This is a genomic window from Kitasatospora humi (assembly GCF_020907985.1).
Lineage (GTDB): Bacteria > Actinomycetota > Actinomycetes > Streptomycetales > Streptomycetaceae > Kitasatospora > Kitasatospora humi.
Map to the genome: position 1 here is coordinate 1 of NZ_JAJJPA010000083.1, position 20,380 is coordinate 20,380.

Here is a 20,380-nt window from a genome sequence, read left to right on the forward strand (position 1 = left end):
CAGCCCGTGCACGGCGAGCCGCTCTTCCTGCAGCTCAAGGAGGCCCAGCGGTCGGTACTCGCGGCCCATGTGCAGCGGGACCGGGAGCACCCGGCAGACCCATCAGCCCGGGCGGACCGTCGGTCGCCAGCACGGTCGGGGCGTACCCGCCCACCGGAGCGGGGGGCGCCGGCGGGGTGGCGCGGGCGGCCGGCTGCTCCTGCTGCTCGGCCGCAGCGGCCTGCTGCGGCATGGCGACCGGCGGAGGCATCCGCACGGTGCGGGCGTCCGGCGGGGTGGTCGGCGGCTTCATCTCCTCGCCGTACTCGTCGCCGTCCCAGCGGGGCGGCGGGGCGAGCAGGGTCGGGGCATCGCCGGCCGGGCGGTCGGAGATCGGCGGCGCGGTCAACCGGGCCGGCGGCACGTCGGCCGCGGGCGCGGCGGGCGCGGCAGCCGGCGCAGCGGGAGCGGCAGCGGCGGGCGGCGCGGCAGCGGGCGCGGGCGCAGCGGGAGCGGCAGCGGCGGGCGGCGCGGCAGCGGGCGCAGCGGGAGCGGCAGCGGCGGGCGGCGCGGCGGCGGGCGCGCCAGCTGCGGTGGGCGCTGTGCCGAGCTTCTCGTTCTCCCGGGCGATCGCCTCGGCCGCCGCCGCCTCCATCCACTGCGGCGGGCTGAGCAGGAAGGAGGTGGCCTCCGCCGGCCCGGGCTGCGGCTTCGCCGCCCCGGCGGGCACCGCACCGGCCGGCCGGCCGTACGTCTCCTCGTAGCGCCGCACCACCTCGTTGACCGGCAGCGCCGGCCAGAGCGTGCCGGCCCCGCTCTCCCGGGCGATCACCAGCTTGGCCGCCCCGCCGTCCGAGGAGGGCCCGTTGGCCCGGTCCTCGGCCCAGCAGACGAAGCCGAGGTCGAACTCCCGGACCCGGACCTCGCGCTGCTGGAACGGCGGCACCCCGCCGTTGATCCACTCCGCTGCCAGGTCCTGCGCCTGCGCGTACGTCACCATCCCAGGACCGCCTTCACCGTCGACACGTCAGTTCCCCCGCTTCAGCCCGCGGCCGCGATCGGCACCGCGCGGGCGAATCCGCCATCAACCATCAGGCCCGCCACCGTCTCCAGCTCCGCCGGGCTGCCGGCCAGCCGGAGCAGGAAGTCGTCGAAGGTCTCCCCGCACGGCAGCAGCAGCCGCGCCACCCGGGCGGCCGGGTCCTCGGCGGCACCGGTGTCGCGGGCGTCGTCGTAGAGGCAGAACCAGACCGAGCCGAGCCGCTCGCCGCGCACCTTGACCGCCAGGATCCCGCCCTGCGCGTAGGCGATGCCCAGGTAGTCCTTGGTGAGGTGGTCGCGCATGCACTTGTTGGCATAGACCAGGTCGGTGGTGCCGTACTCCTCGGTGAGGGTGAGGAACGGCTGGTCGAGCAGCATGCCGAGCTCGGTGTCCAGCGCCACGCCGACCGGACTGCGCCCGCCGGCCAGTTTGAGGAACTCCCGGTACGGGCCGGGCAGCCGGTAGCCGAGCCGCTCCTCCGCCGCCTGCACCAGGTCCTCGTGGACCGACAGCGGGCCGGCGCCCTCCGTGGTGAGCGAGAAGTGCGCCGGGCGGTGCTCCTGCAGCGGCCGGGTGCCGCGCTTGCCGTGGTCGGCGGCCGACCGGGCCAGCCCGCCGTGGTGCCGCAGCAGTGCCTTGACCTCGACCGGGATCAGCTCCATCCGGCGCCAGCCGGACGCGGCCGGGCCGATCGAGTGGTGCCAGGTCCAGCCGGCCGGCGTGGCCACCGGCGACTGCTGGTCGGCCCAGAGCTCGTGGCCGTGGCTGAACAGTGCGGCGTTGGCCGACACGTAGTCGGTGAGCCGCAGTTCGTCCACGCCGAAACCCGCCGGCGGGTCGGCAACCTCGGCGACGGCGGCGGCGTAGCGGCTGAAGTCGGGATAGCCCTGGACGTCCACCGGCACCCCCTCGGGGTACTTGGCCGCCCGCACCGGGTCGGGAAAGTGGACCACCTGACCCGCGTAGGCCGCGTTGGGCGCGGCGGCGATGCCGGGCCGACCTGTCGTCATCTGGGTTCCCCCACTGGCTGAAGCCTTTGTTGCCGGGCACCAGGGTATGTGCTCAGGCCTTTCCGCGGCCCCCCGGCCCGGCACTGGCCTGACCACCGTCAAGCTGGGACCCCTTCCGGGGCACCGGAAAAGGTTGCTGACGAATCGTCAGCACACCCGCCGACCCCCCGGGTGGTCGACTGTCCGAGTCATTTGGCAGGCTGACCCCGGAGAACGGAACGACGACCAGCGAAGGAGCAGCCGTGGACCTGCCGCCCCCGCCGAGCGCGCCACTGCTGCGCCACCACCGGGACAGCCTGCTGCCGACGGTCGCGGCCGCACTCTCGCTGCGCGGCGGCCCCGTGCACACCCTCGCCGGGCGCAAGGCCGACACCGAGCCCGAGCTGCACCCGCTGGTCGCCGACTTCCTCGCCGGCCTGCCGACCGAGCACCGGGAGCGGTTCACCGGCCGCTGCCCCGAAGCGCTGCTGCTCTCCCAGTACCTGACCACGGTGGACGCCGGCCGCTCCAAGCGCGCCGCCCGCAAGCCGCTGAGCCTGCACGAGGCCCGCAAGGTGCTCAAGGGCGCCAAACTGACGACTGTGCGGATCCGCGAGCAGGACGACCCGGCACACGGCACCCATGCCCCGCCGTGCCGCTCCTGCGCGCCGATGCTGGAGCACTTCACCGTGCTCAGCGTCGCGGTCGGGCCCCGGACCTGACGTCCGCCCGACCGCGTCGGCCCAGCCAGCCGCCACTGCCTGCGCCGTTCCCTGTCCCGCGACCCCGGAGTGCCCCCTGAATCCGCCCGCCGCCCCAGGCTCCACCGCCGTCCGCTCCCAGCCCCGGTTCTCCGCCGACGTGGCCGCCGCGCTCAAGCAGGCCGGCTGGCACCCGGGACGCTGGGAGATCCGCCGCGCCGAGGAGTGGGCCGACCAGCTGCTCGGCCACCCCACCCCGCCGAACGCACCGCACGCGGTCTTCCCGGCCGCCGTCGAGGCCTGGGCCGAGTTCGGCGGGCTCTCCTTCGAGCTGTCCGGGGCCGGCCGGGAGGTGGCCCGCACCCCGTTCCTGCTGGATCCGCGGTGCGGCCTGCACCACCCGCGCACGCTGGCCGACCTTGGCCGGGCGCTGGACTGCCGGGTGGCCCCGCTGGGCGAGGAGCGGTTCGGGCAGGCCCTGCTGGCGATCGACGAGAGCGGCCGCGTCTACAGCCTGGACCACACGGGCGAGTGGTTCCTCGGACAGGACCTTGACCAGGCGGTCTCCACGCTGGTCCTGGGCACCCGCCCGCACCGGCTGCGCACCGTGGCCGACGCGGCCGGCTGACCGGGCGGTCCGAACCGTCAGCGCAGCGGGTCGGGCCGGACCGCCAGCCGGGACGGCAGCGTCGCCTCCACCCGGAAGCCGCCGCCGTGCTCCGGGCCGGCCGTGAAGCTGCCGCCCAGCGCGCGCACCCGCTCCTCCATGCCGACCAGGCCGTTGCCGCCGCTGGGCAGCCGCACCTGCTCGCCGCCGTCCGGGCAGTCGTTGACCACGGCGACCCGGACCCCGTTGGGCACGTAGGCGAGCAGCACCGACACCCGTGCGCCGCCCGCGTGCTTGTGCGCGTTGGTCAGCCCCTCCTGGACCACCCGGTAGGCGGTCTGCTCGGCGTCGCCCGAGTACCTCTGGCGGTCGCCGCTGACGGTGAGCGTCACCCGCATCCCGGCCGCCTTCGACTGCTCCACCAGCCGCGACAGTTGGGCCAGCCCCTGGGTCTGCTCGGCCGACTCCTCGTTCATCCGCAGCACGCCGAGGATCTCGCGCAGCTCGTTCAGCGCCTGCCGACCGGTATCGGCCATCAACTTGGCGCTCTGGGCGGCCTTCTGCGGATCCCGGGCGGCGATCCGCTCCAACGCCCCGGCGTGCACCACGATCAGACTGACCCGGTGCGCCACCACGTCGTGCATCTCCCGGGCGATCCGGGTGCGCTCCTCCAGCCGGGCCCGGCGGGCCCGCTCGGTGGCCCGCTCGGCCAGCAGGTCGAGTTCGGCCTCCAGGCCCTGGGCGCGGTCCTGCAGCGACTCGACCAGCCGGCGCCGGGCCCCGATGTAGAGGCCGGTGACCACCGGCGCGACGGTGAGGCCGACCGAGACCAGCAGCGCCAGCAGCACCGGGACCCAGCCGGGCACGGGCGGCTCGCTCGGCGGGGTGCCGTTCGCGGAGAAGACGCGCAGGAAGAGCATCATCGCGGTGGTCTCCAGGAAGACCACCGCGGACAGGGTCACCACCGTGCGCCGGCGGGACGGCCAGGTCCAGGTGACGGCCAGCGTGTAGAGGGCGACCTCCAGCAGCACGATCCCGAACAGCCCGGGCACCAGCACCATCGAGACCACCACCGGCAGCGCCGGCCAGCGCCGCCGAACCACCAGGGAGGCCCCGGCGGCCCCACCGATCAGCGCCGAGAGCAGCGCCGGCCCCGCGTGCAGGTGGAACCGCCCGACCGCCAGCGACCAACCACCGACCGTGCCCTCCAGCGCGGCCAGCGCGGCCAGGCCCACGTCCAGCGCCATGCTGCGCCGGCGCCGCCACCACCACAATCCGCGATCCCGCGCGTCCTCCCCAGCGGACATGCTCATGGACGTCAGCCTATGTGAGCCCCGTCGTGCCGCCCCACCCAGTTCCGGCCGCGGCCGCCCCGGGGGCCGACCGCGGGCGGGCGCCGGAACGACTTGCGACCCTGTGTCCGCGATCCGGCCACACCCACCGCTCGGCACCCCGTGCCACCTATGCTGTTGCCCGTCGGACAGCGCGGTCCGCCCTTGCCGAACCCACCACCCGAGGGAGCCAGCCGTGACCGCTTCGGTCCCCAACCCGGCCGCCCAGCCCGGCCCCGCGCCGGCCGCCGGCCAGGCAGATCAGGCAGACAACGCGGCCCTGCGTGCCGACATCCGCCGCCTCGGCGACCTGCTCGGCGAGACACTGGTGCGCCAGGAGGGCGCGGAGGTGCTGGGCCTGGTCGAGCAGGTGCGGCTGCTGAGCCGCACCGACGGCGAGGCCACCGCCGAGCTCCTGGCCAACATCGACCTGGACACCGCCGCCAAGCTGGTGCGCGCCTTCTCCACCTACTTCCACCTCGCCAACGTCACCGAACAGGTGCACCGAGGCCGCGAGTTCGCCGCCCGCCGGGCCCGCGAGGGCTCGCTGCTGGCGCAGACCGCAGACCAGCTCTCCGAAGCCGATCCCAAGCACCTCGCCGACACCCTGGCCCATCTGGCGGTCCGTCCGGTCTTCACCGCGCACCCGACCGAGGCGGCCCGCCGCAGCGTGCTGAACAAGCTGCGGCGGATCGGCGAGCTGCTGGAGCACAGCTTCCAAGTCGAACTCAGCCACCGCGAGCACGCGGCAGCCGGCCCGGACGCCACCGACGCGGCCCGCCAGACCTCGGCGAAGAGGTCCACCGACCGCCGCCTCGCCGAGGTGATCGACCTGCTGTGGCAGACCGACGAGCTGCGGATCGCCCGCCCCGAGCCGACCGACGAGGCCCGCAACGCCGTCTACTACCTGGACGAGCTCTACCGCGTGGCGGTCCCCGAAGTCCTGGAGGAGCTGCACGAGGAGCTCGCCCGGGTCGGCCTGTCCCTCCCCGAGGGGGTGCGTCCGCTCACCTTCGGCACCTGGATCGGCGGTGACCGGGACGGCAACCCCAACGTCACCCCCGAGGTCACCTGGGAGGTGCTCAACCTCCAGCACGAGTACGGCATCACCGACGCCCTGGCCACCATCGACGACCTGCGCGCCACGCTCTCCACCTCGGAGCGGCTGGCCGGCGCCTCCGCCGAGCTGCTGGCCTCGCTGGACGCCGACCTCAAGCTGCTGCCCGAACTGAGCCCGCGCTACCGGCGGATGAACGCCGAGGAGCCGTACCGCCTCAAGGCCACCTGCGTGCGGCTCAAGCTGGAGAACACCCGCGACCGGCTGGCCGCCGGCACCCCGCACCAGCCCGGCCGCGACTACCTGGGCACCCGCGAGCTGGTCGCCGACCTGCGGCTGATCCAGGAGTCGCTGCGCTCCCACCGCGGCGAGCTGATCGCCGACGGGCGGCTGGCCCGGGCGATCAACACCGTCGAGGCGTTCGGCCTGCAGCTGGCCACCATGGACGTGCGCGAGCACGCCGAGGCCCACCACCACGCGCTCGGCCAGCTCTTCGACCGGCTCGGCGAGGAGGCCTGGCGCTACGCCGACATGCCGCGCGAGTACCGGCAGCGGCTGCTCGCCAAGGAGCTGCGCTCGCGCCGGCCGCTGGCCCCCATCCCGGCCCCGCTGGACGCCGCCGGCACCAAGACGCTGGGCGTCTTCACCACCATCCGGGAGGGCTTCGAGCGGTTCGGCGACGAGATCGTCGAGAGCTACATCATCTCGATGTGCCAGGGCGCCGACGACGTCTTCGCCGCCGCCGTGCTGGCCCGCGAGGCCGGCCTGATCGACCTGCACGGCGGCATCGCCCGGATCGGCATCGTGCCGCTCCTGGAGACCACCGAGGAGCTGCAGCAGGCCGACCGGATCCTGGAGGAGATGCTCTCCGACCCCTCCTACCGGCTGCTGGTCTCGCTGCGCGGGGACGTCCAGGAGGTCATGCTCGGCTACTCGGACTCCTCCAAGTTCGGCGGCATCACCACCTCGCAGTGGGAGATCCACCGGGCCCAGCGCCGACTGCGCGACGTTGCCCACCGCTACGGCATCCGGCTGCGGCTGTTCCACGGCCGCGGCGGCACCGTCGGCCGCGGCGGCGGCCCCTCGCACGAGGCGATCCTGGCCCAGCCGTGGGGCACCCTGGAAGGCGAGATCAAGGTGACCGAGCAGGGCGAGGTGATCTCCGACAAGTACCTGCTGCCCTCACTGGCCCGGGAGAACCTGGAGCTCACCCTCTCCGCCACGCTGGCCGCCTCCGCGCTGCACACCAGCCCCCGCCAGGCCCCCGAGGAGCTGGCCCGCTGGGACGCCGCGATGGACGTGGTCTCGGAGGCCGCGCACCGCTCCTACCGGGCCCTGGTGGAGCAGGACGACCTGCCCAAGTACTTCTTCGCCTCCACCCCGGTGGACCAGCTGGCCTCGCTGCACCTGGGTTCCCGGCCGTCCCGCCGGCCGGACTCGGGGGCCGGCCTGGACGGCCTGCGGGCCATCCCGTGGGTGTTCGGCTGGACCCAGTCCCGGCAGATCGTGCCGGGCTGGTACGGGGTCGGCTCCGGTCTGGCCGCGGCCCGCGCGGCCGGCCTGGGCGATGTGCTGCCGGAGATGTACGAGAAGTGGCACTTCTTCCGCAACTTCCTGTCCAACGTGGCGATGACGCTGGCCAAGACCGATCTGCGGATCGCCAGGCACTACGTCGAGCAGCTGGTCCCCGGCGAGTTGCGGCACGTCTTCGACGAGATCCGCGCCGAGCACGACCTGACCATGCGTGAGGTGCTGCGGCTCACCGGGGAGAACGAGCTGCTGGAGCACAACCCGGTGCTCAAGCAGACCTTCGCGGTCCGCGACGCCTACCTGGACCCGATCTCCTACCTGCAGGTGGCGCTGCTGCGCCGGCAGCGCGAGGAGGCCGCGTCCGGCCGCGAGGAGGACCCGCTGCGGGCCCGGGCGCTGCTGCTGACCGTCAACGGGATCGCCGCGGGCCTGCGCAACACCGGCTGAGCCGGCCGGACCCGCCTCGGGCCGGGGTTCCGCTCGCTGGAGCGGGCCCCGGCCCGAGTGCCGTCGACCCCGGGTCAGTTCGCCGCGGGGGCCTCGGGGGCGCGCTTGGCGGCGATCCGGCGCTTGAGCCAGAGGGCTCCGCCGCCGGCCGCCACCAGCAGGCCGAAGCCGACCGCGGTGAGCCCGGCGTTGCCGCCGATCGAGGCCACGAAGGTGCCGGCCAGCTGATCGTTGACCGGCGCCGGTGCGCCGGTCGCCGCGGGGGTCTGCGAGGCGGCGCCGTCGACCAGTTGGACGTCGACCGCGGTCGGCTCGTCACCGCCCGGTGCCGGCTGCCGCAGCCGCACGTGACCGCGCGAGCTGCCGGCCGGGACCACCGCGCCCCGGCTCGCCACCGGCGCCGGGGCCCCGGTCCGCACTGTGCTGGGGCAGTCGGCCGGTCGGGCTGGGGCCGAGGGGGCCGCCGGGGTCGGCGAGGGGCCGGCGCTCGGCGTGGCCGTGGCGCTCGGGCCGGCGGTCGCCGTGGCACTCGGCGGGGCGGTGGCGCCGGCCGGGCAGCCGGGCTGCCCGGTGGGGCTCGCGGTGGCGGTGGGCCGGTCGGTGCCCGGCGTGCCGCTCGCGCCGGGGTCCGCGGGGCCCGGGGCCGTCGCCGAGGGGGCCGGTGTCCCCGGTGCGGTGGCGGTCGGCGACGCGGTCCCGACCGCCGGGGGCGAGGGCGCCCCGCCAGGCTCGGCCGCCGCCGCGGTGGCGGAACCCACCAGTGCCGTCATCGCCAGTACACATGTGCCGGCCAGCCGTGCCGGCCCCAACCCCGCGCCCACCAGCGCCCCACCTTCCCGAGTCCGGGTCGACCGTACCGGATGCACCTGGGTGTCGGATCACCAGATCGGGTGCTGGGGCGAAGAGTTGTACGACTGTTGCCCTGGCGGTCACGGTGTGGCGGCTCCGGCCCGGCCCGCCCTACGGCCCATCAGGAGTGGTAGGTGTTCTGGGCCCGCTCCAGCCCCTCGGACAGCAGCGCCTCGACCGCATCGGCGGCCCGGTCGACGAACCAGTCCAGCTCCTTGCGCTCGGCGGACGAGAAGTCCTTCAGCACGAAGTCGGCGACCTCCATCCGACCCGGCGGCCGGCCGATCCCGCAGCGCACCCGGTAGTACTCCGGGCCGAGCGACTTGGTGATCGACTTCAGGCCGTTGTGGCCGTTGTCGCCGCCGCCGAGCTTGAGCCGCAGCGCCGCGTAGTCGACGTCCAGTTCGTCGTGGACCGCGATGATCGCGGAGGTGGGCGCCTTGTAGAAGTCGCGCAGTGCGGTGGTCGGCCCGCCGGACAGGTTCATGAAGGTCATCGGCTTGGCCAGCACCACCCGCTGCCCCGCCAGCCGGCCCTCGGCCACCTGGGCGCGGCTCTTGTGCGCCTTGAACCTGGCCCCGATCCGCTGGGCCAGCAGGTCGACCACCATGAAACCGATGTTGTGCCGGTTGCGGGCGTAGCCCTCGCCCGGGTTGCCCAGCCCCACCACCAGACGGGGGCCGGTGTACTCCGCGTCGCTCATCTCGCCTCTTCCTCCTCGCTGGCCATCATCCCGGACATGCCACTGCCCCGGCTCCCACCAGGGTGCCGGGGCAGTGGCGAGCGCGTCAGGCTCAGGCCTCGGTGGTCTCCTCGGCGGCCTCCTCGGCCTCCTCGACCGGGGCGGCCTGGGCGGCGATGATCTGCAGCACGACGGCGTCGGCCTCGACGGCCAGCGACACGTTGGCCGGCAGCTGGATGTCACCGGCGGTGATCGAGGCACCGGCCTCCAGGCCCTCGATCGAGACGGTGACCGACTCGGGCAGGTGGGTGGCCTCGGCCTCGATCGGCAGCGCGGTCAGCACGTGCTCGACCAGGTTGCCGCCCGGGGCCAGCTCGCCCTCGGTGTGCACCGGGATCTCGACGTTGACCTTCTCGCCGCGCTTCACCAGCAGCAGGTCGACGTGCTCGATGCTGCGCTTGATGGCCTCGCGCTGCACGGCCTTCGGCAGCACGAACTCGTCCTTGCCGTCGATCGGCACGACCAGCAGGGCGTTCGGGGTCTTGAGGGCCATCATCAGGTCGTGGCTCGGCAGGTTCAGGTGAACCGGGGTGTGGCCGTGGCCGTAGACGACACCGGGGACGAAGCCGGCACGGCGGGCGCGACGGGCGGCACCCTTGCCGAACTCGGTGCGGGGCTCGGCGGCAAGACGGATCTCGGACATGCTGCACTCCTGGAGTAAAAACGGGTGCAGACAGCGAAAAGCCGCCGGGACCACACCCTACGCATACGGGTCGGCTCGGCGGACTCTATCCAGCGCGTCGATCACGGAGCGGAGTAGGCATCCCTCGCCGAGCAGTCTCAAGAGTCTAACCGCACCACTGGTCAAGCATGAAATCGGCCCCCGCTTCGCAGCGGGGGCCGATCGGCGGGACGGGCTGAGCAGGTGTCAGTGCACGCCCTGGAAGAGCGAGGTGACCGAGCCCTCCTCGAAGACCTCGCGGATCGCGGCGGCGATCGACGGGGCGATGGAGAGCGTGGTGACCTTGTCCAGCTGCAGCGCGGCCGGGGTCGGCAGGGTGTTGGTGAAGACGAACTCGCTGACCCGGGAGTTCTTCAGGCGGTCGGCGGCCGGGCCGGAGAGCACCCCGTGGGTGGCGGCCACGATCACGTCGGCGGCGCCGTTCTCGAACAGCGCGTCGGCGGCGGCGCAGATGGTGCCGGCGGTGTCGATCATGTCGTCGACCAGGACGCAGACCCGGTCCTGGACGTCACCGACCACCTCGGCGGAGAGGATGGTGTTGGCCTGGCTCATGTCGCGGCGCTTGTGGATGATCGCCAGCGGGGCGTCCAGCCGGTCGCACCACTGGTCGGCGACCTTGACCCGGCCGGCGTCCGGCGAGACCACGGTCAGCTTGGAGCGGTCGACCTTCTCGCCGATGTAGTCGCACAGCAGCGGCAGCGCGAAGAGGTGGTCCACCGGGCCGGCGAAGAAGCCCTGGATCTGGGCGGTGTGCAGGTCCACCGCCATCAGGCGGTCGGCGCCGGCCTGGGCCAGCAGGTCGGCGATCAGCCGGGCCGAGATCGGCTCGCGGCCGAGGTGCTTCTTGTCCTGCCGGGCGTAGCCGTAGAAGGGCAGGATCGCGGTGATGCTGCGCGCCGAGGCCCGCTTCAACGCGTCGATCATGATCAGCTGTTCCATGATCCACTGGTTGATGGGAGCGGTGTGGCTCTGCATCACGAAGCAGTCCGCACCGCGCGCGGACTCCAGGAAGCGGACGTAGATCTCGCCGTTGGCGAAGTCCAGGGCCTTGGTCGGAACGAGCTCGGTGCCGAGGGCCGCGGCGACCTCCTTCGCCAGCTCGGGGTGGGCGCGCCCGGAGAAGAGCTTCAGCTTCTTCTCGCCCGACGTCGTGATCCCGCTGCTCACTGCACCGTCTCCTCGCGTTGCTGCCGCATGGTCCCGCCCGCACCGGACCCGGGCGGCAGCAACCGTCCGGGCCCATGAGCGACAGGGAATTGGGGTACGCCTCGCTCCGGGCTACAGCCCCACGGCGCACGTATGTACACCAGGTTACGCGCCCGGTCGCGAAGCGCCCGCCCCGGGAGGCATGACGGTCGCCACACGAAGTGGCCTACGCCTCCTCCGCCTTGCCGCGCGCGGCCGCCGCGGCATCGGCAGTGGGGGTGCCGGGGCGCTTGCGCGCCACCCAGCCCTCGATGTTGCGCTGCTGCGCCCGGCCCACGCCGAGCGCGCCGGGCGGCACCTCCTTGTCGATGACCGAGCCGGCCGCGGTGTAGGCGCCGTCGCCGACCGTCACCGGTGCGATGAACATGTTGTCCGCACCGGTCCGGCAGTGCTCCCCGATCACCGTGCGGTGCTTGTTCACGCCGTCGTAGTTCACCGTGACGGAGGCCGCGCCGATGTTGGTGCCCGCCCCGATGGTGGCGTCGCCGATGTAGGAGAGGTGCGGCACCTTGGCGCCCTCGCCGAGCTCGGAGTTCTTGATCTCCACGTAGGTGCCGGCCTTGGCCTTGCGGGCCAGCTTGGCGCCCGGCCGCAGGTAGGCGTACGGGCCGACCTGGCAGCCCTCGCCGATCTCGGCGCGCTCGGCGGTGGTGGCGGTGACCACGGCACCCGCGCCGACCGCGGTGTCGGTCAGCGTGCAGTCCGGGCCCACCTCGCAGCCCTCGGCCAGGTGGGTGGTGCCGTGCAGCCGGGTGCCGGGGTGCACCACGGCGTCCGGCTCGTAGCTCACCTGGACGTCCAGCCAGGTGGTGGCCGGGTCGACCACGGTGACGCCGGCCCGCATGGCGCGCTCCAACAGCCGGTCGTTGAGCAGCCGGCGGGCCTCGGCCAGCTGCACCCGGTCGTTGATGCCCAGGATGTCGCGGTGGTCGGCGGCGACCACGGCGCCGACCCGGTGGCCGGCGGTGCGCAGGATCTCCAGGGTGTCGGTGAGGTACTCCTCGCCCTGGGCGTTGTCGGTGGTGATCCGGGCCAGCGCGTCGGCCAGCAGCTTGCCCTCGAAGGCGTAGACCCCGGAGTTGATCTCCCGGACGGCGCGCTGCTCCTCGGTGGCGTCGCGGTGCTCGACGATCCCGGTGACCGAGCCGTCGGCGGCCCGCAGGATCCGGCCGTAGCCGGTCGGGTCGGGCACGTGGGCGGTCAGCACGGTGACGCCGTTGCCCTGCTCCGCGTGCTGCTCGGCGAGCAGCCGCAGGGTCCCGGCGGTGAGCAGCGGGGTGTCGCCGTAGGTCACGATGACGGTGCCGTCCAGCACGACACCGTCGGCGGCCAGCGCCTCGACCGCCACCCGAGCGGCATTGCCGGTGCCGAGCTGGGCCTCCTGGACCACCACCCGGGCGCCCGGGTGGGCCTCGCCCAGGTGCTGGGCAACGAGCTCGCGGCGGTGGCCGACCACCACGGCCAGCTGACGGGGGGCCAGCTCCTCCACCGCGGCGACCACGTGGCCGAGCAGGCTGCGCCCGCAGATCGGGTGCAGCACCTTGGGCAGGGCCTTGGACCGCATCCGGGTGCCTTCCCCCGCGGCGAGTACCAGGACGGCGGCAAGGGGGCTGTCAGTCGCAGCGCTCACGCGCCCACCTCGCAGAGCTCGGCGGGGGCATTCGCCCACGCGCACCTCTTGATGGTGATCTCGCTTCGCTCGCTCACGCGGGAGGCTCCTCGATCGGTTCACAGGGGAGGGGCCGGCGACTCGGCACTCCGTGCGGATGGGCTTCTGGCCCGGGGCTGGACCAGAGGATACCTACCAACCGTGATCGACGAGCTCCGCCGCTAGGACTCGAACCTAGACAAAGGCCTTCAAAGGGCCCCGTGCTGCCATTACACCACGGCGGATCGATCGTCAAACGTGCTCCGGGAGGCGGCATCGGTACCTCGCACACCCTGGAGCCAAGCACAGCCTAAGGGTTACCGCGCCCGACCTCCACCACCTGTCCGGAACCTCCGGTGTGCCCTGCTTCCCTTCACTCGCCGCACAACTTACGATGCCGTAAGTTACGCAGACGTAGGGTCCGGTCGCCCGACCGGGCACTTGCTCCGCCTTTCCCTCGAGGGGACCGACAGCGATGACGCTCCAAGCCGACGAGGTACTGCCGGGCTCCCGCCCCGGCGGCAAGCCCAATTCCCAGGTCTCCGCGACCCTCGGCGGCGAGAAGCAGGGCCTGCCCGAGCGGATCGCGCTCGGCCTGTTCATCGCGGTCCCCTTCGTCGCCCTGCTGGCCGCGGCACCGGTCGCCTGGGGCTGGGGACTCGGCTGGCGCGACCTGGCGATCGCCACCGCGATGTACTTCCTCACCTGCCACGGCATCACGGTCGGCTACCACCGGCACTTCACCCACCGCGCCTTCAAGACCGGGCGGGTGCTGAAGATCGCCATGGCGGTGGTCGGCAGCCTGGCCGTCGAGGGCCCGGTGGTCCGCTGGGTGGCCGACCACCGCAGGCACCACAAGTTCTCCGACCGGGACGGCGACCCGCACTCGCCCTGGCGCTACGGCGAGAGCGTGCCGGCGCTGCTCAAGGGCCTCTGGTGGGCGCACATGGGCTGGATGTTCGACTCGGAGCAGACGCCCCAGCACATCTACGCCCCCGACCTGGTGAACGACCGCGACATCCGGGCCATCTCCCGGCTGTTCTGGCTCTGGACCACCCTGTCGCTGCTGCTGCCCGCGCTGGCCGGCGGGCTGCTCAGCTGGTCCTGGCAGGGCGCGCTGACCGCCTTCTTCTGGGGCTCGCTGGTCCGGGTGGCGCTGCTGCACCACGTCACCTGGTCGATCAACTCGATCTGCCACGCGGTCGGCTCGCGGCCGTTCCGCAGCCGCGACAAGTCCGGCAACGTCTGGTGGCTGGCGGTGCTCTCCTGCGGTGAGTCCTGGCACAACCTGCACCACGCCGACCCGACCGCGGCCCGGCACGGCGTGCTGCGCGGCCAGCTGGACTCCTCCGCCCGCATCATCCGCTGGTTCGAGCTGGCCGGCTGGGCGCGCGACGTGCGGTGGCCCGACGCGGCGCGCATCGCCGCCCGGCGCACCGCATGACCTCTCGACTACAGCATGATGGAGGGGTGAACGGGAGCAACCCAGAGACCAGTCCAGCAGGCGGCGCGGACGGCCACCGGCCATCGGCCGGCGGCCACCGCGCCCGCGGCGGCCGGGTCCGGATGACCGGCAAGCAGCGCCGGGAGCAGCTGCTGGAGATCGGGCGCTCCGTCTTCGCCGAGCGCGGCTACGACGGCACCTCGGTGGAGGAGATCGCCGAGCGGGCCGGCGTCTCCAAGCCGGTGGTCTACGAGCACTTCGGCGGCAAGGAGGGCCTCTACGCGGTGGTGGTGGACCGCGAGATGCAGCTGCTGCTCGACATGGTGACCGGTGCGCTCACCGGCGGGCACTCCCGGGAGCTGCTGGAGCAGGCCGCGTTCGCCCTGATGGACTACATCGACACCTCCACCGACGGCTTCAAGATCCTGGTCCGGGACTCCCCGGTCGCCCAGTCCACCGGCAGCTTCGCCTCGCTGATCAGCGACATCGCCACCCAGGTCGAGGACATCCTCGGGCTGGAGTTCAAGGCCCGCGGGTTCGACCCCAAGCTGGCCCCGATGTACTCGCAGATGCTGGTCGGCATGGTGGCGCTGACCGGGCAGTGGTGGCTGGAAGTCCGCAAGCCGCAGAAGGCCGAGGTGGCGGCGCACCTGGTCAACCTCGCTTGGCACGGCCTGGAGGGCATGGAGCGGCACCCCAAACTGGTGGGCGAGCGGCAGGGCTGAGCCGGTTCCCGCTCCGTTCGGGAGTTCACGATTTGGCTGTCTTGATGTCAAGAGGCTTTATATCGACAGAACCCCCGATACACTGATCCACATGGAGGACGAGGTCGATCGCCTGGTGGCAGCTTGGCGCCGCGAGCGCCCCGACCTCGACGTGCAGCCACTGCAGGTGCTCAGCCGGGTCAGCCGGCTCGCCAGGCACCTTGACCGGGCCCGCCGGGCCGCCTTCGCCGAGCACGGTCTCGAACCCTGGGAGTTCGATGTGCTGACGGCGCTGCGCCGGGCCGGCCACCCCTACCAGCTCTCCCCCGGGCAGCTGCTCACCCAGACCCTGGTCACCTCCGGCACCATGACCAACCGGATCGACCGGCTGGCCGGCAAGGGCCTGGTGCAGCGCCTGCCCGACCCGGACGACCGGCGCGGGGTGCTGGTCCGACTGACCGCCTCCGGGCAGCTGAAGGCCGACGAGGCGCTGGCCGGGCTGCTGGCGCACGAGCGCGAACTGCTGGCCGAACTGACCGGCGGGCAGCAGGCGGAGCTGGCGGGGCTGCTGCGGCAGCTGGTCGCGCCGTTCGACAACATCCCGGGCTGAAGGGCACCAGCGGCGTCATTGGCCCTGGTGGCCTTGGGGGCGTTGGTGGGCCCGTGAGCCCAGTGGGCTCCGTGAGCTCCGTGAGTTCCGTGAGTGAGCTGAGTGAGCACAGTGGCCTCAGTGGCCTCAGTGACCTCTCACGGGCCGTCAGGGGCCTTCAGGGGCGACTTCAGGGCCTGTCACAGTCAGGGGGCCCGTCAGGGAGCCTACTGAGGGCCGGGCTGGCCGGCCGCCTCCGCCGGGCCCACTCCTGCCCGGCGGGCCAGCGCCACCGCCGCCAGCGTCGAGTGCACGCCCAGCTTGCCCAGCACGTTCTGCATGTGGGTGCGCACCGTGTGCGGCGAGAGGTAGAGCCGCTCGGCCACCGCCTGCCGCCCCAGGCCCGCCACCATGCAGCGCAGCACCTGCTTCTCCCGGGGCGTCAGCGACTCGACGAGGCGCTCGCTCTCGGTGCGGTCCCGGCGGGCCGTGGTCAGCTCCCGGACCACGCCGGTCAGCAGCGCCGGCGGCAGGTGGGTCTCACCGCGCAGCACCCCGCGCAGCACGACCAGCAGCCGGGTCAGCGAGCTCTCCTTGGCCACCCAGCCGGCCGCGCCCGCGTAGAGCGCCCGGACCGCCCGGTGCGGGTCCTCCTCGGCCGCCAGCACCACGGCGTGCAACCCCGGGTAGCTGTGGCAGCAGCGGGCCAGCAGCGTGATGCCGTCGGCCGGGCGGCGGCCGGACGGGACCGCCGCGGCGGGCTGTGGCGCCGGTCGCCGGGCGGGCGCACCGCCGGGGGCCGCCGGCGGCGCCGCGAACCGCTGCGGGGCGAGGGCGCTGCCGGCTCGCCGCGGCGCGGGCACCACACCGCCCACCGGGCGCCGCTGGGGCGCCCCGGGGCCGGCCGGGGCAGCGGCGCCGGTGCTGCCCGCGGTGCCCGGGCCGGCGCCGGGCGGCGGGCCGAGCGCGACGGGGGTGCTGCCGAGGTCCGCGTCCACCAGCAGGACGTCGAACGGGCGACCCTCGGCAGCCGCCCGCTCCAGGGCGTGCTCGGCCGCCGCGGCACCACCGACCGCGCCGACCTCGATCTCAGGCTCGGCGGACAGCGCGGTGGCCAGTGCCTCGGCGAAGATCCGGTGGTCGTCGACCACCAGGACGCGGATCCGCCCCATCTCGGTGTTCCCCCACTCAAGCCACGGCGCGCACCGATATCCCGACTCAGCGTACGGGCTGAGCGGCTGTCAGGTGGCGAAATGGTGAAGTCGGGGTCGGATGAGGCGCGCCGGGGTTCAGCCGAGCCGGCGGGCACCCTCGGCGGCGGTGGCGGTGAACAGCGCGGGATCGCTGTACCCGGCCACCCGGAAAGCGGCGGTGACGGCCTTGCCCACCTGCTCGGTGAGCTCCTGCGGAACCAGCGCGATCACCGAGCCGCCGAAGCCGCCACCGGTCTGCCGGGCACCCAGCGCACCGGCGGTCACCGCTTCGGCCACCGCCAGGTCGCTCTCGGCGCAGGAGACCCTGAAGTCGTCGCGCAGCGAGGCGTGACCGGCCGTCAGGATAGGTCCGAGCGCCGCGAAGTCGCCCTGGTCGAGCAGCGCCACGGCCCGAAGGACCCGGTCGTTCTCGGTCACCACGTGCCGCACCAGCGGCACCAGCTCGGCCGGCAGCCGGGTCAGCGCCGGCTCCAGCTCCGCCGCCGGAAGGTCGCGCAGCGCGGGCAGGCCGAGCACCTCGGCGGCCCGCTCGCAGCCGTTGCGGACCGCGGCGTAGGAGCCGTCGCCGATGTCGTGCTTCACCCGGGTGTCGATCACCAGCAGCTCCAGGCCCTGCTCGGCGAGCCGGAACGGCACCTGGCGGCGGCTCAGGTCCCTGGTGTCCAGGAATAGCGCGGCGCCGCCGGTGCAGCAGGCGCTGGCCATCTGGTCCATCACGCCGCAGGGCACGCCGACGAACTCGTTCTCGGCCCGCTGGGCCAGCTTGGCCAGTTCGGCGTTGCTCAGCGGCAGCCCGTGGAGGTCGCGGTTGGCCACGGCCACCGCACACTCCAGGGCCGCCGAGGAGGACAGGCCGGCGCCGGTCGGCACGTCGCTGTCGAAGTAGAGGTCGGCGCCGCCCACCCGGTGCCCGGCCTCGCCGAGCGCCCACACCACGCCCGCCGGGTAGGACGCCCAGCCGGCCACCGCGCCGGGTGCCAGGTCGGCCACCGCCACGTCGGTGAGCCGGCCGTCGCCCTGCGCGCTGTAGAGCCGCAGGCGGCCGTCGGTGCGCGGTGCGACGGCCACCTTGACCGCGTGCGGGAGGGCGATCGGCAGGACGAACCCGTCGTTGTAGTCGGTGTGCTCACCGATCAGGTTGACCCGGCCCGGTGCCGCCCACACCCCGGTGGGTGCGGCGCCGAAGACCCGCTCGAACTCGTCCCTCACGTCACGCTCTCCCGCACTCGCGTCAGTTGCCGTTGCTGTTGCTGTTGCTGTTGCTGTTGCTGTTGTCGGACTTGCCGGACGCGCCGGACTTGTCGAACCTGTCGAGGGTGAACGCCCAGGCGTCGGCCACGATCGCGTCCAGCTCGGGGCGCTTGGGGACCCAACCCAGCGCCTGCCGGGCCCGCTCGGCGGAGGCCACCAGGACCGCCGGGTCGCCCGGGCGGCGCTCGGCGGTGACCACCGGGATCTCCCGGCCGGTGACCCGCTTGACCGACTCGATCACCTCGCGGACCGAGAAGCCGCTGCCGTTGCCCAGGTTGCAGATCAGGTGCTCGCCCGGCTCGGCCGCGTCCAGCGCCAGCAGGTGGGCCTCGGCCAGGTCGGCGACGTGGATGTAGTCGCGGATGCAGGTGCCGTCCGGGGTCGGGTAGTCGTCGCCGAACACCGAGATGTGCGGGCGCTGGCCCAGCGCGGCCTGGAAGACCAGCGGGATCAGGTGCGACTCGGGGTCGTGCCGCTCGCCGTAAGCACCGTAGGCACCGGCCACGTTGAAGTAGCGCAGGCTGACCGCGGCCAGGCCGTGGGCGATCGCCTCACTGGTGATCAGGTGGTCCACGGCCAGCTTGGTGGCGCCGTAGGCGTTGGTCGGGGAGGTCCGGGCGGTCTCGGCGATCGGGGAGGACTCGGGCTCGCCGTAGGTGGCGGCGGTGGACGAGAAGACCAGCTTGCGCACACCGGCCTTGCGCATCGCGCTGATCAGCTCCAGCGAGCCGGCCACGTTGTTGCGCCAGTACTTCTCCGGGTCGGCGACCGACTCGCCGACCTGCGAGGAGGCGGCGAAGTGCAGCACGGCGTCGAAGGAGCCGTCCAGCACCTGGTCGGCCTCCTGGATCCGGCCGCGCACGAACTCGGCGCCGGCGGGCACGCCCTCCAGGAACCCGGTGGACAGGTCGTCCAGGACAACCACCTGGTGCCCCGCCTCCAGCAGGTGGGCGGCGACCACGCTGCCGACATAGCCGGCACCGCCGGTGACCAGGTACTTGCTCATTGTGCGACCTCCCGCAGGCGCTGTGCCGCCGCCTCGGGCGACACATCGTTGACAAACGCGTCCATGCCGGATTCCACTCCGGCCAGGAACTTCAGCTTGCCTACCGTACGACGGATCGTGAACAGCTCCAGATGCAGTGCCAGCTCGGCACCGCCCCGGCGGGGTGCCTGGTGCCAGGCCGCGATGTACGGGGTGGGCGGCAGGCCCTCACCGAACAGCCGGTCGAAGCGGCGCAGCAGCTGGAGGTAGAGCCCGGGGAACTCGGCCCGTTCGGCCTCGGACAGCTCGGTCAGGTCGGCCACCCGGCGGTGCGGGTAGAGGTGCACCTCGTACGGCCAGCGGGCGGCGAACGGCACGAAGGCCGTCCAGTGCTCACCGCTCAGCACCACGCGCACGGGATCGGCCCGCTCGGCGGCCAGCACGTCCTCGAAGAGGTTGCGGCCGGTCCTGGCCCGGTGGTCGGCGGCGGCGGCGATCATCTTGACGGTGCGCGGGGTGGTGAACGGGAAGGCGTAGATCTGGCCGTGCGGGTGGGCCAGGGTCACGCCGATCTCAGCGCCGCGGTTCTCGAAGCAGAACACCTGGTCGACACCGGGCAGCCTGCTCAGCGCGGCGGTGCGGTCGGTCCAGACGTCCAGCACCAGGCGGGCCTTCGACTCGTCGAGGTCGGCGAAGGAGGCGTCGTGATCGGCGGTGAAGCAGACCACCTCGCAGCGGCCGACCCCGGGACGGGCCAGGTGGAAGGGGTCGTGGGGGTGCTCGGGGTCGCCGGGGGCCCGGGAGACCTCGTGCTGGGGCGCGGCCGGGTGGGCGAGGCCCGGAGCGGGGGCCGCGTCGGTGGCCAGGGACGGGAAGCGGTTCTCGAAGACCGCCACGTCGTAGTCGGCGGCCGGGATCTCGCTCAGGTGGTCGTTGGTGCTGGGGCAGAGCGGGCACTGGTCGGTCGGCGGGTGGTAGATCCGGCCCTGGCGGTGCGCGGCGACCGTGACCCAGTCGCCGGTCGCCGGATCGCGGCGCACCTCGGAGAGGTTGGCGACCGGCTCCAGCGGGCGCCGGTCCGGCTCGTCGCGGAACGCGGCGTCATCCCGGTCGAAGTAGATCAGCTCACGGCCGTCCGCCAGCTTGGTCGTGGTCTTCCGCACAGTCTGCCGCCCTTGGTCTTGCCAGTCGCCTACCCGCTTCACCACACATAATCAAACAATAGTCATCACTAGTCAACAGATGGGGCAGCCAGGACGGCATGACGTCGGATCCCGCGGCGACGGCGCCCGCGCAGGGCTGGCGCCGAGGGGCACGGGGGCGCCGGGGAGCGGGGTGCGGGGGCCGGGGCGCCGGGAGGCCGGGGGCGCCGGGGGGTGGCTG

The 20,380-nt window shown here is 73.4% G+C and carries 18 protein-coding genes and 1 tRNA gene; 6 read left to right on the plus strand and 13 right to left on the minus strand.

What is annotated here, in order from left to right:
* Positions 1–34: 34 nt before the first annotated feature.
* Together LN042_RS34925 and LN042_RS34930 are read right to left on the minus strand one after the other, a co-directional pair.
* The gene (locus LN042_RS34925; protein WP_230055487.1) at positions 35–979 is read right to left on the minus strand and encodes an SUKH-4 family immunity protein; all 945 of its coding nucleotides are present in this window, start codon (positions 977–979) and stop codon (positions 35–37) included.
* A gap of 41 nt (positions 980–1,020) precedes the next feature.
* A complete protein-coding gene (locus LN042_RS34930) occupies positions 1,021–2,031 on the minus strand; it encodes an HNH endonuclease (RefSeq protein ID WP_230055488.1) in 1,011 nt (336 codons plus the stop codon).
* Positions 2,032–2,273: 242 nt separating this feature from the next.
* Between LN042_RS34930 and LN042_RS34935 the strand changes: the two genes are divergently transcribed.
* Positions 2,274–2,732, plus strand: coding sequence for a YwqJ-related putative deaminase (locus tag LN042_RS34935; RefSeq protein ID WP_230055489.1), 459 nt, complete (start codon positions 2,274–2,276; stop codon positions 2,730–2,732).
* Between the two features lie 139 nt (positions 2,733–2,871).
* Positions 2,872–3,339: an SUKH-3 domain-containing protein gene (locus LN042_RS34940; RefSeq protein WP_230055490.1), complete on the plus strand. Its 468-nt coding sequence runs from the start codon at positions 2,872–2,874 to the stop codon at positions 3,337–3,339.
* A 17-nt stretch (positions 3,340–3,356) separates the two neighbouring features.
* Here LN042_RS34940 and LN042_RS34945 read toward each other — a convergent pair whose 3' ends face one another.
* Positions 3,357–4,631: a sensor histidine kinase gene (locus LN042_RS34945; protein ID WP_230055491.1), complete on the minus strand. Its 1,275-nt coding sequence runs from the start codon at positions 4,629–4,631 to the stop codon at positions 3,357–3,359.
* A 298-nt stretch (positions 4,632–4,929) separates the two neighbouring features.
* Between LN042_RS34945 and ppc the strand changes: the two genes are divergently transcribed.
* Positions 4,930–7,683 (plus strand): phosphoenolpyruvate carboxylase, encoded by a 2,754-nt coding sequence (gene ppc, locus LN042_RS34950; protein ID WP_230055501.1) that lies wholly within the window; start codon positions 4,930–4,932, stop codon positions 7,681–7,683.
* A 74-nt stretch (positions 7,684–7,757) separates the two neighbouring features.
* On the opposite strand, the gene LN042_RS34955 is transcribed toward ppc, so the two are convergent.
* The 6 genes from LN042_RS34955 to LN042_RS34980 form a co-directional block, all read right to left on the minus strand.
* Positions 7,758–8,504 (minus strand): hypothetical protein, encoded by a 747-nt coding sequence (locus LN042_RS34955; RefSeq protein WP_230055504.1) that lies wholly within the window; start codon positions 8,502–8,504, stop codon positions 7,758–7,760.
* A gap of 149 nt (positions 8,505–8,653) precedes the next feature.
* On the minus strand, positions 8,654–9,235 hold the full coding sequence (gene pth, locus LN042_RS34960; RefSeq protein WP_230055492.1) for an aminoacyl-tRNA hydrolase: 582 nt from the start codon (positions 9,233–9,235) through the stop codon (positions 8,654–8,656).
* 91 nt (positions 9,236–9,326) lie between these two features.
* Positions 9,327–9,917 carry a 50S ribosomal protein L25/general stress protein Ctc gene (locus LN042_RS34965; protein ID WP_230055493.1) on the minus strand — a complete coding sequence of 197 codons (591 nt, stop codon included), beginning with the start codon at positions 9,915–9,917 and terminating at the stop codon, positions 9,327–9,329.
* Positions 9,918–10,142: 225 nt separating this feature from the next.
* Positions 10,143–11,123, minus strand: coding sequence for a ribose-phosphate diphosphokinase (locus tag LN042_RS34970; RefSeq protein WP_230055494.1), 981 nt, complete (start codon positions 11,121–11,123; stop codon positions 10,143–10,145).
* A gap of 205 nt (positions 11,124–11,328) precedes the next feature.
* On the minus strand, positions 11,329–12,792 hold the full coding sequence (gene glmU, locus LN042_RS34975) for a bifunctional UDP-N-acetylglucosamine diphosphorylase/glucosamine-1-phosphate N-acetyltransferase GlmU (protein WP_308191917.1): 1,464 nt from the start codon (positions 12,790–12,792) through the stop codon (positions 11,329–11,331).
* Positions 12,793–12,984: 192 nt separating this feature from the next.
* Positions 12,985–13,055, minus strand: a tRNA-Gln gene (locus LN042_RS34980).
* A 230-nt stretch (positions 13,056–13,285) separates the two neighbouring features.
* Here LN042_RS34980 and LN042_RS34985 point away from each other — a divergent pair.
* The 3 genes from LN042_RS34985 to LN042_RS34995 all read left to right on the plus strand — a co-directional run bounded on the left by LN042_RS34985 (position 13,286) and on the right by LN042_RS34995 (position 15,568).
* Positions 13,286–14,254: an acyl-CoA desaturase gene (locus tag LN042_RS34985; RefSeq protein WP_230055495.1), complete on the plus strand. Its 969-nt coding sequence runs from the start codon at positions 13,286–13,288 to the stop codon at positions 14,252–14,254.
* Between the two features lie 122 nt (positions 14,255–14,376).
* Positions 14,377–14,979: a TetR/AcrR family transcriptional regulator gene (locus tag LN042_RS34990; RefSeq protein WP_230055503.1), complete on the plus strand. Its 603-nt coding sequence runs from the start codon at positions 14,377–14,379 to the stop codon at positions 14,977–14,979.
* Positions 14,980–15,070: 91 nt separating this feature from the next.
* A complete protein-coding gene (locus tag LN042_RS34995; RefSeq protein WP_230055496.1) occupies positions 15,071–15,568 on the plus strand; it encodes a MarR family winged helix-turn-helix transcriptional regulator in 498 nt (165 codons plus the stop codon).
* Between the two features lie 206 nt (positions 15,569–15,774).
* Here the strand turns inward: LN042_RS34995 and LN042_RS35000 are convergent, their stop codons facing one another.
* The 4 genes from LN042_RS35000 to galT all read right to left on the minus strand — a co-directional run bounded on the left by LN042_RS35000 (position 15,775) and on the right by galT (position 20,160).
* Positions 15,775–16,719, minus strand: coding sequence for a response regulator transcription factor (locus LN042_RS35000; RefSeq protein ID WP_230055497.1), 945 nt, complete (start codon positions 16,717–16,719; stop codon positions 15,775–15,777).
* Positions 16,720–16,836: 117 nt separating this feature from the next.
* A complete protein-coding gene (gene galK, locus LN042_RS35005) occupies positions 16,837–17,970 on the minus strand; it encodes a galactokinase (protein ID WP_230055498.1) in 1,134 nt (377 codons plus the stop codon).
* 22 nt (positions 17,971–17,992) lie between these two features.
* Complete coding sequence (gene galE, locus LN042_RS35010; RefSeq protein ID WP_230055499.1) at positions 17,993–19,018, minus strand: UDP-glucose 4-epimerase GalE; 1,026 nt, start codon at positions 19,016–19,018, stop codon at positions 17,993–17,995.
* Positions 19,015–20,160: a galactose-1-phosphate uridylyltransferase gene (gene galT, locus LN042_RS35015; protein ID WP_230055500.1), complete on the minus strand. Its 1,146-nt coding sequence runs from the start codon at positions 20,158–20,160 to the stop codon at positions 19,015–19,017. The genes galE and galT overlap by 4 nt, the downstream gene beginning before the upstream one ends.
* Positions 20,161–20,380 lie beyond the last annotated feature (220 nt).

Bases quoted from the DNA above. Each gene is read 5' to 3' on its own strand.
- LN042_RS34925 (WP_230055487.1), bottom strand. From the start codon at position 979: ATGGTGACGTACGCGCAGGCGCAGGACCTGGCAGCGGAGTGGATCAAC.
- LN042_RS34930 (WP_230055488.1), bottom strand. From the start codon at position 2,031: ATGACGACAGGTCGGCCCGGCATCGCCGCCGCGCCCAACGCGGCCTAC.
- LN042_RS34945 (WP_230055491.1), bottom strand. From the start codon at position 4,631: ATGAGCATGTCCGCTGGGGAGGACGCGCGGGATCGCGGATTGTGGTGG.
- pth (WP_230055492.1), bottom strand. From the start codon at position 9,235: ATGAGCGACGCGGAGTACACCGGCCCCCGTCTGGTGGTGGGGCTGGGC.
- LN042_RS34965 (WP_230055493.1), bottom strand. From the start codon at position 9,917: ATGTCCGAGATCCGTCTTGCCGCCGAGCCCCGCACCGAGTTCGGCAAG.
- LN042_RS34985 (WP_230055495.1), top strand. From the start codon at position 13,286: ATGACGCTCCAAGCCGACGAGGTACTGCCGGGCTCCCGCCCCGGCGGC.
- LN042_RS34990 (WP_230055503.1), top strand. From the start codon at position 14,377: ATGACCGGCAAGCAGCGCCGGGAGCAGCTGCTGGAGATCGGGCGCTCC.
- LN042_RS34995 (WP_230055496.1), top strand. From the start codon at position 15,071: ATGGAGGACGAGGTCGATCGCCTGGTGGCAGCTTGGCGCCGCGAGCGC.
- LN042_RS35000 (WP_230055497.1), bottom strand. From the start codon at position 16,719: ATGGGGCGGATCCGCGTCCTGGTGGTCGACGACCACCGGATCTTCGCC.
- galE (WP_230055499.1), bottom strand. From the start codon at position 19,018: ATGAGCAAGTACCTGGTCACCGGCGGTGCCGGCTATGTCGGCAGCGTG.